The organism is Mesorhizobium sp. M7A.F.Ca.ET.027.03.2.1 (assembly GCF_003999175.1).
GTDB lineage: Bacteria > Pseudomonadota > Alphaproteobacteria > Rhizobiales > Rhizobiaceae > Mesorhizobium.
The window spans coordinates 1-8,399 of record NZ_RZOM01000151.1 but is presented as its reverse complement, the minus strand read 5'-3'; the positions used below and the strand labels follow the sequence as shown (position 1 = coordinate 8,399).

Annotated in this window: 7 protein-coding genes and 1 pseudogene; 1 reads left to right on the top strand and 7 read right to left on the bottom strand. The window is 63.9% G+C overall.

Annotated features, from left to right (window positions below; translation table 11 throughout):
- From EN750_RS09465 to EN750_RS09445, 5 genes and pseudogenes are all read right to left on the bottom strand, one after another.
- Positions 1-1,076: pseudogene (locus tag EN750_RS09465) on the bottom strand (ABC transporter substrate-binding protein); the annotation flags it as partial.
- A 26-nt stretch (positions 1,077-1,102) separates the two neighbouring features.
- Positions 1,103-2,164 carry a maleylacetate reductase gene (locus tag EN750_RS09460; RefSeq protein ID WP_245482660.1) on the bottom strand — a complete coding sequence of 354 codons (1,062 nt, stop codon included), beginning with the start codon at positions 2,162-2,164 and terminating at the stop codon, positions 1,103-1,105.
- Positions 2,164-2,823 (bottom strand): dienelactone hydrolase family protein, encoded by a 660-nt coding sequence (locus tag EN750_RS09455; RefSeq protein WP_127318890.1) that lies wholly within the window; start codon positions 2,821-2,823, stop codon positions 2,164-2,166. Before EN750_RS09455 ends, EN750_RS09460 begins: the two co-directional genes overlap by 1 nt.
- Complete coding sequence (locus tag EN750_RS09450) at positions 2,820-3,779, bottom strand: VOC family protein (RefSeq protein WP_127318892.1); 960 nt, start codon at positions 3,777-3,779, stop codon at positions 2,820-2,822. Before EN750_RS09450 ends, EN750_RS09455 begins: the two co-directional genes overlap by 4 nt.
- A gap of 3 nt (positions 3,780-3,782) precedes the next feature.
- A complete protein-coding gene (locus tag EN750_RS09445; RefSeq protein ID WP_127396257.1) occupies positions 3,783-4,688 on the bottom strand; it encodes a dioxygenase in 906 nt (301 codons plus the stop codon).
- Positions 4,689-4,781: 93 nt separating this feature from the next.
- Here EN750_RS09445 and EN750_RS09440 point away from each other — a divergent pair, with 93 nt between their 5' ends.
- Complete coding sequence (locus EN750_RS09440) at positions 4,782-5,732, top strand: LysR family transcriptional regulator (RefSeq protein ID WP_127396256.1); 951 nt, start codon at positions 4,782-4,784, stop codon at positions 5,730-5,732.
- 174 nt (positions 5,733-5,906) lie between these two features.
- Here the strand turns inward: EN750_RS09440 and EN750_RS09435 are convergent, their stop codons facing one another.
- Complete coding sequence (locus tag EN750_RS09435) at positions 5,907-7,283, bottom strand: HlyD family type I secretion periplasmic adaptor subunit (protein ID WP_127396255.1); 1,377 nt, start codon at positions 7,281-7,283, stop codon at positions 5,907-5,909.
- On the bottom strand, positions 7,276-8,399 hold a 1,124-nt coding region (locus EN750_RS09430; protein WP_127396254.1), incomplete at its 5' end, for an ATP-binding cassette domain-containing protein. The genes EN750_RS09430 and EN750_RS09435, both read right to left, overlap by 8 nt.

Genomic DNA, 8,399 nt, shown 5'->3' with positions numbered 1-8,399 from the left:
GGTGGCCGCTATCGCCGCCGCGATCGCCTCGGCATTGGTTGGATCCGACACGCGGCCCATGACATTGGCCGCCACCTCGAACAGCGAATGGACAAAACCGATCGGCTGGGTCCAGGGACGGCCGGTCTTGGCGGTGAAATCCGCAGCGAGTTCGGCCGAACTCTCGCCCGTCAGCGACGATTTGAACGGTGCGAGGCCGACCACCAGACCTCGGACGAGAGGTTGTGGCCAGCATCGCCGAGCGTCTCGACCGATTGCGGAAAAAGGATCGCCTTGGCGACCGTCACCGCCTTGGGGTTGAAGCCCTGCTGGCGGGCCTGGTTCCAGAAGGTGGTGAAGTCGGGCGGAATGACCACCCCGGTAACGATCTCGGCATTGGCGGCTTTGCAGGCGTTGACCTGCGCGGTGAAATCGTCCGAAAGGTTCTGATAGCGGCCAGGATCGGCAAGGCTGAAGCCGGCGGCGTCGAGGCCGGGCTTCAACCCATTCTTCGGGTCGCCCCAGGCATTGCCGTCGGCGTCGTTGGGGAACAGCCCGCCCACCTTGCCGTTGGTGGAAAGCTGTTTCCACATGCCGGTGTAGACGGCGATGATGTCTTCGAGACCCCAGAAATAATGATAGGCGAAGTTGAAAGGCTTCCACGACGCCGGATCGGCCGGATTGCCCTGCTGGCCGATGAACCAAGGCTGCCACGGCGCCATCGTCGAGATGACCGGCACGCCCTCCGCCTCGCAGGTGGTGGCCACAGGGTTGGTGTTCTCGGGCGTCGAGCCGACGAGCATCAGGTTGATCTCGTCATCGACGATCAGGCTCTTCGCCACCTCGGCCGCGCGATTGGGATTCGACTGGCTGTCCTTGACGATGACCTCGAAGTTCTTGCCTGCCTCGGAAGCGAGGAAGGCCTTGATGTTGTAGGCATCGCTCTCCGCGAAGCCGGCAAGCGGCCCGGTCTGCGGCGAAACATAGCCCAGGCGGATCTTGGCGCCTTGCGCGATGGCCGGCGTCGCCAGGCGCGAACCGGCGAGCGCCAGGCCTGTCGCCGCCGAGGCTTTCAGTAGGCTGCGTCTTGTGATCACTGTAGTTCCTCCCTCTTGTTTTATTCTCAAGCCCCCGGACGGCGTCCCTCCCACGCCACCTGAAGGAGTTCCCTTATCGATCCCGGATCGATTGGCCTCGGATTGGCATAGGCGTTCTTGACCGCGATCGCCGCCGCGCGGTCGAGATCGGTCTCCTCGATGCCGATCGCCTTCAAGCTCAGCGGAGAGCCGACCGACTGTGCGAAATCCCAGAGCCCGCCGCCCGCCGAGCCGCCGCCGAATGCCTCGGCGATGGGGCGCAGCAGATCGGGCACTGCCGCTTCGTTGAAGGCGGTCGTGTAGGGCAGCAGGATGGCGTGGGTTTCGGCATGCGGCGTATCGAACGAGCCGCCGAAGACATGCGCCAGCTTGTGATGCAGCGCCATCGAGACATAGCCTAGCGCGGTCGAGCAGCACCACGCAGCATAGAGCGCCTGCGTCCGCGCTGCGCGCTCCTGCGGATTGCCGATCAACCTTGGAATGCCGTCCCGGAAGGCAACCATGGCATCCCTGCACATCAGCACTATCACCGGGTTGCGATCGGGAGCATAGAAAGCCTCCATCGCATGGGCGATCGCGTTCATCGCCGAGGTGACGGTGAGGCCTACCGGCAGGCTCAATGTCAGATCAACGTCGTAGATTACCGTCTCCGGGCGGATGTCCGGCGAGCGGCGGGTGGTCTTCTCACCGGCCGCCGTCTCGCCGAGGATGTCGGTCATTTCCGAGCCGGCATAGGTGGTGGGAATGACCACCTGGTCGGCGCCGGTGCGCACGGCAATGGCCTTGCCGAGCCCGGTGGTCGAGCCGCCGCCAAGGCTGACGACCGCCGAAGCGCCGCTGCTGCGGAAGGCATCGACGGCCTTTTCCGTGACCTCGACAGGGGTATGCATGACCGCGCCGGCAAAGATCCCGGCCGCGAGGCCACCAAGGCTTGCGGCCAGTCTTTCCGCATCGCCCTTCTGATGCGATGTCGACAGCACCATCACCTTGTCATGGCCGAGCCGCCGGACTTCCTCCTCGACGCGAGCCATGCTGCCGGCACCGAAGACTACCCGTGTCGTCAGGCCCGGAAACGTGAAGCTGTCCATCATCGCGCCGCCTCCATGCGCGGGCCGCGCCCGGCCGCGAGGTCGTCGAGGATCGTGCCCAGCATGGCGATCTCGGCGTCCGAGACCTCATGGCCGCGGCCCGGGAACAGATCGGCCCGCAAGCTCGCGCCAAACCGGCCCAGCGATTGCGCGGCATCGGCAAACGCAGAGACTGGTATCCAGGGATCGGCATCGCCGCCGGAAAGATAGATCGGCATTCCGGCCGGCGCCGCCTCGGATCTTTCGTCCGCCGGAACGCCGACACGGCAGCCCGTGAAGGCCGCCAAAGCGTCCGGCGGCGGCAGCCCCGCGCAGAGATATTCGATCGACAGACACGCCCCTTGCGAGAAGCCCGCGAGAAGAAGCGGCAGTCCGGGCAGTTCGGCCCGCGCCGCGACCATTGCGGCCGCAAGGTGGTCGAGCGCGTCGGAAAGCTGCGCCCGGGCGACCGGCGTCAACGGGTCGACGGCACGCGCCTCCCACCACATGCCGAGCGGTGCGCGCGGCAGGATGAAGGCCACGGCGGACGCAGAAAGCCGCGACAGCACATGCGACTGCATCTCTTCGGGCGATTGGCCGCGGCCGTGGACGAAGACGCAAATCGCCTTCGCCTCCGGACCTCTTGGCCCAAGCCGGAGCGGACCGCTGCCTGAACTCACGCGAAATCCGCCTCTTCCAGGCCGGCCTGCAATTCACTCTCGCGGTCCTTGAACCATGGCGGGAAGACCAGCGTCTTGCCTATCTGGCCCGGGGGCTCGTCCTTGGCCCAGCCTTCGGGCGTGGTCCAGGCAATTTCGAACAGCGCGCCTCCGGGGGAGCGGACATAGCAGGACTTGAAGTAGTTGCGGTCCTTCTGCTCCGAGATATCGGTGAAGCCGAGGCCCTCTATATGGGCGCGCAGTTTCAACTGGTTCTCTTCGTCGCCGGTGTTGAGGGCGAGGTGGTGGATCGTGCCGCCCGCCAGCGTCCAGGTGCCCTGCGGGCTGTCGCGGTCGACAATGACCTCCACGCGCTGAGCGACGCCGGCCGCGTCGGGCACGCGGAACACCAGCCCTTCGTGGTCGTCGGCCTCTTTCTCCATCGGCAATGCGATGGTCAGGAAGTCGTCCATGGCGGTGCGGTCCATCACCGCCACCACGGCGCCGTAGATTCCCTTGATGCCGTGGGCCTTGCCGATGCCCTGCGTTTCGTTGGCGATGGGCGCGCGTGGATCCCTGTCGCTTTCCACCAGCTCATGCGGGATACCGCAGGGATGTGCGAAAGCCGCACGGTCGGCGCCAAAACGGGTGATCTTGATGGCCTCGATGCCACGCGCATTCAACCGGTCGACCCAGAAATCCGCGGCCCCCTTGGGGATCGACTGCATGATGGTACGCGACTGGTTGGATCCGCGTCGGCCATAGACGCCTGGCTTGCGGAACGGGAAGGTGGTGATGATCGTCGAGGCATCGCCGTTGGGCGAGCCGTAATAGAGGTGATAGACCGGGATGACGCCATCGAACAAGACGGTGCGCTTGACCGAATGCAGGCCCAGTGCCTTGGTATAGAAATCAAAATCTTCCTGAGCGCTGTCCGTCGAGAGCGTCAAATGGTGGTAGCCGCTGACACGTGCCATCGGTCATCTCCTCCCAGAGGTTTCGGTTTCGCCCCGCCGCTGCGGGCAGAGCACGAGGTTGAGGTCGAGCGCGTGCTTCCGTTTTCCTCCGTTGGGCGGCAGCGCGCGGAACTCGGCCATGAGTTCGGGTTTGACCCCGAAGATGGCATCCCGGCCGATCGCGGGGTCCGACCGGTCGAAGATGTGGGTCGTCAGCGTTTCGAAGCCCTCCGCCGAGACGCGAAAATGGATGTGGGCCGGCCGCTCGAGGCCAAGGCCAAGTGCCGAGATCAATTGGCCGACTGGGCCGTCCGACGGCAGCGTGTAGCCCTTCGGCTTCACCGTCGTGAAGCGGAACCGCCCCTGCGGATCGGTACGGAAGCGTCCGCGCAGATTGAATTCAGGCTGCCTATCAGGTTCCTGGTTCTCGTAGAGACCCTCGGCATTGGCCTGCCAGATCTCGACCATCGAATCGCCGATCCCCGCGCCGTCGAGCGCGACGATCCGGCCGGCAACTTCCAGCGGCTCACCCTTGTGATCGCGCGAAATGTTCGCGCCGAGCGGCATCTCCGGCACGTCGGCCCGGTAGAAGGGGCCGGCCAGGGTGTTTGGGGTCGCCCCAACAGGGCGCGGGCTGTTCTGATCCTCGATCAGCGAAGACACGCCCAGGACATCGGCGAACAGCACCCATTCCTGGCGCCGCGCATCGGCGTAGTGGCCAACCTCGGTCAGAAAATCGATCGCCTGCCGGAATTCCTCGCCGGAGGGCCGCAACTCGACGATCAGCGCGTGCAAACCGTCGACGGCTGCCTGTGCCGCCGCCGCCAGGCGGGACTGGCCCATTGCCGTCAGGCGCCGTGAGAATTCCTCGGCCTGTGTCGAGATCGCCTTGGGGAATTCATCTCGCTTCGGGTCGTGCTGGCCGTGCATCCCGCCGGGGCCTCCCTTCCCCTTGCCAAGCGGGATAGCACGGCCTGACGCGATGCTTGATGAGATGTGGCGTCCCTTGTATAGCGTTTTGCTATGAAGCTGAACGAGCGCCACCTCATGCAGCTCGCCGCGGTGCTGGATGCAGGCGGCGTGTCGGAAGGAGCCGCTATGCTGGGCCTGACCCAGCCGGCAGTCAGCCGATCGCTGGCCATGCTGGAGGCACGGGTGGGCGAGCCGCTTTTCCTCAAGGGCCGCCGGCCGCTGCAGGCGACACCGCACGGCTTCCAGCTGGCGGCGCAGGGCCGCACGATCATCACCGCGTCGCGCAAGGCGTCGGATGCGGTGCAGGGCTTCATGAAAGGCACCAAGGGCGTCGTCCGTGTCGGCGGTGTGCCTTTCTTCATGGATGCGATGATCAGCCGGATGATCGGAGAATTCCAGAAGCTCGAGCCCGAGGTCACCGTCCAGCAAAGCTACATGAACCTGCCCGAGATGGTCGCGGCGCTGGAGAGCAACCAGATCGATCTCGGGATCGTGCCGATCGGCGTGCTCGACCTGGGACCCGGCTTCGAATTCACGGAAATCCTGCCCGGACGCAACGTCGTGGCTTGCCGGCCCGACCATCCCCTGCTGCGAAATCGCCGCCTCAGGGCGCATGACCTGACCAGCTTTCCCTGGGTTGCCCCGCTACCCGGTTCTCCGCTGATGTCGGACCTGCAGATGATCCTGATGAGCATCGGCATGTCGGACCTCAACGTCCGCTATTCGGGAGGCTCGCTGATGAGCGTGATCAACTTCCTTGCCGAAACCGATGCGCTGGCGGTGCTGCCGTTCTCCGTGGTCTTCGCGCAGCGCAAGGAAAACCGGGTGACGGTGCTACCCTATGAAATTCCGCAGCCCAGCCGCTCGCTTGGAATCCTGCGCCGGGTCAGCGGGCCACGCTCGCCCGCGGCAGAGCGCTTCGCCGGCCACGTCACGACCGCCTTCGAGAATCTGAAGCACATCATCAAACGGCACGAGAATGCCGTCGTCTGGGGGCGGTAATCCAGCCTCGCTATTCGAATGATGCGGTGGCGTCACATAACGCGCATGTTTCCTCCAGCCGGAGGCGCTTCATCCCCGCGTCGCCGGTTAGGCTCGACGGCCGCCCGCCCCCAAAAGCCGTCGGGCCGCCAGAAATCCCGATATCCTATTGGCTCACCCTCCTCCACCTCGCCATCACTGCGTAAACGCCTTGGACATCTGATCCACAAAGGGTTTCAACAGATAAGACCAGACATTGCGTTCATCGGTGCGGATATGAACCTCGGCGGGCATGCCTGGCCTCAGCACCTTCGCTTCCGTCAGGCAGTTCGATTTGCTTTCAACCTTGATACGCGCCGAGAAATAGGAAAGCTGACGTTGCGGATCTTTAATCAGATCTGCCGAGATGTGTTTCACTGACCCTTGGCAGACCGGAGTGGTTCCCACGTCGAACGCCGGAAAACGGATCGATACCGGCTGCCCCGGGCGGACGTCGTCGACCCGCGACGGCGGGATCAGCGCGTCCACCACAAGATCATCGGCATCAGGTACAATGGTCATGAGCATCTCGCCAGGCGCGATAACGCCGCCGACGGTATGGACAGCCGATTCCTGTATCGTTCCGGACTGCGGCGCGCGGATCGTTGTCTTGGTCAATTCATCCTGGGCCACAATCCTCCGTTCGTTGAGTTCGGTCTGCTTGGCTTCCGTCTCGCGGAGTTCGGTCGTCACGTCAGTGCGCCTTTGGTCATCCAGTTGCAGCATCTGCAACCCCGTTTCGCTGATGCGCGCCTGCGCTTCAGCTACTGCTGCAGCGAGGCGCCCCGATTCTCCCCTGGCCCGGGTGGCATCCAGCTTGATGTTGCTTAGCCTCTCCTTGGAGACGAGTTTTTTGGCGTAGAGGGAATCAACGTCCGCGAAATCCTTGTTCAGCAGAGCAACCGATTCATCCACCGCGCTCTGTTGCGCCTTAAGGCCGTCGATCTGGCGTTCAAGTTGCTGGGATTGGCTTCTCAACTGTGCCTTCTGTCCAGCCAAAGCCGAAGCGCGCGTTTCAAAGAGGGCGCGCTCGCCATTGACGAGCGCAGCCAGCTCCGGTTGGTTCATTCGCGCCTTCAGGCCGACCGGCAGTTGCATTTCCGCCAGGCCCGTGCGCTCGGCCTCCAACCGGGCGAGGCGGACGGTCGCGCGATCGAGATCCTCGCTGATGATTTGCAGGTTCGCGCGAGTCAGCGTGTCATCCAGCCTGACCAGCACGTCGCCGGCTCGCACATGATCTCCGTCCTGCGCGAAGATCCCGCCCACTGTGCCTCCGGTTTGATGCTGGACCTTCTTGACGTTGGTTTCCACCACCACGGTGGCTGGTGCAACCACAGCGCCGGCGATCTTGGTCAATCCCAGCCATAGACCGCCGCCAAGAACCAGCAGACCGGTAATCGCCAAGCCGAATATCAGGTTGGCCCGTATACCGTCCGACAGATCTGGCGCGCTCACGGCAGGCGGTTTGCTGCCACGAAGGGTCCGAGCATACGACGAGAAGGTGACGAATGTTTCGAGCAGAGCCTCATGCATGCCCGGCAACCCCCGGTATCGGCGCCAAAGAAGATGGCCGAGGTGAAACAGGCGGTGAAGGTCGGAGCACGTTCGCCAAGACCTGCTCGCGCGAGCCAAAGGCATGAACCGTTCCATTCGACATAACCAGTACCTGATCGATGTTGGCGAGTGCCGAAGGACGATGCGCAACGACAATGACGATGCCTCCGCGCTGACGCACTGCCCGTATGGCGCCGGCCAGGGCAGTGTCCCCGTCCACGTCGAGGTTCGAGTTCGGCTCGTCGAGCACGACAAGAAACGGCTCGCCATAAAGTGCTCGGGCGAGACCCACGAGTTGCCTCTGCCCTGCCGACAGGGCCGCTCCGCCCTCGCCGATGCGGGTCTGAAATCCCTGGGGGAGTTGCATTATCATTTTCTCGACGCCGGCTGCTCTTGCCGCCGCAAGGACGCCTTTTGGATCCGTCTTGCCTCGGAACCTCGAAATGTTGTCTGCTACCGTGCCGTCAAACAACTCCACATCCTGCGGCATGTAGCCGATATGGGCGCCGAGCTGTTCCGAGTTCCATTGATCGAGAGAGGCGCCGTCCAATCTCACCGAGCCATGGAGCGGCTTCCACACCCCGACCAACGAACGCACCAAAGTTGTCTTGCCGGAACCGCTTGGGCCGATTACGGCCATCCCAGCGCCTCTCGACAGATGGAAGCTCACATTGACCACGGTTGGCTTTGGCAAGCCGGGCGGCGCAATGGTCAATTGCTCGACCGCAAACCGCGCCTGCGGCCGAGGCAACTCCATTGGCTCGTCCTGGCGGCCGAATGCCGCCATGACCGCTGCCAGCTCGGAATAGCTGCGCCGGGCCGACAGAAAGCCTCTCCAGTTTGCGATCGCAGCATCGACCGGGGCCAAGGCGCGGCCAAGCAAAATGGAAGATGCGATGATCACCCCAGGTGAAGCCTCGCCGCCGATCACCAGGTAAGCGCCGAGACCGAGAACACAGGACTGCAACGCCATCCGCAGGGCCTTCGACAGCGAACTGGCGCCACCAACGACGTCCGAGAGACGTTCCTGCTGGGCGAGATAGGTTCTGCTGACGTCGCTCCAGCGTCGAGCCAGTCGACCAGAAAGCCCCATTG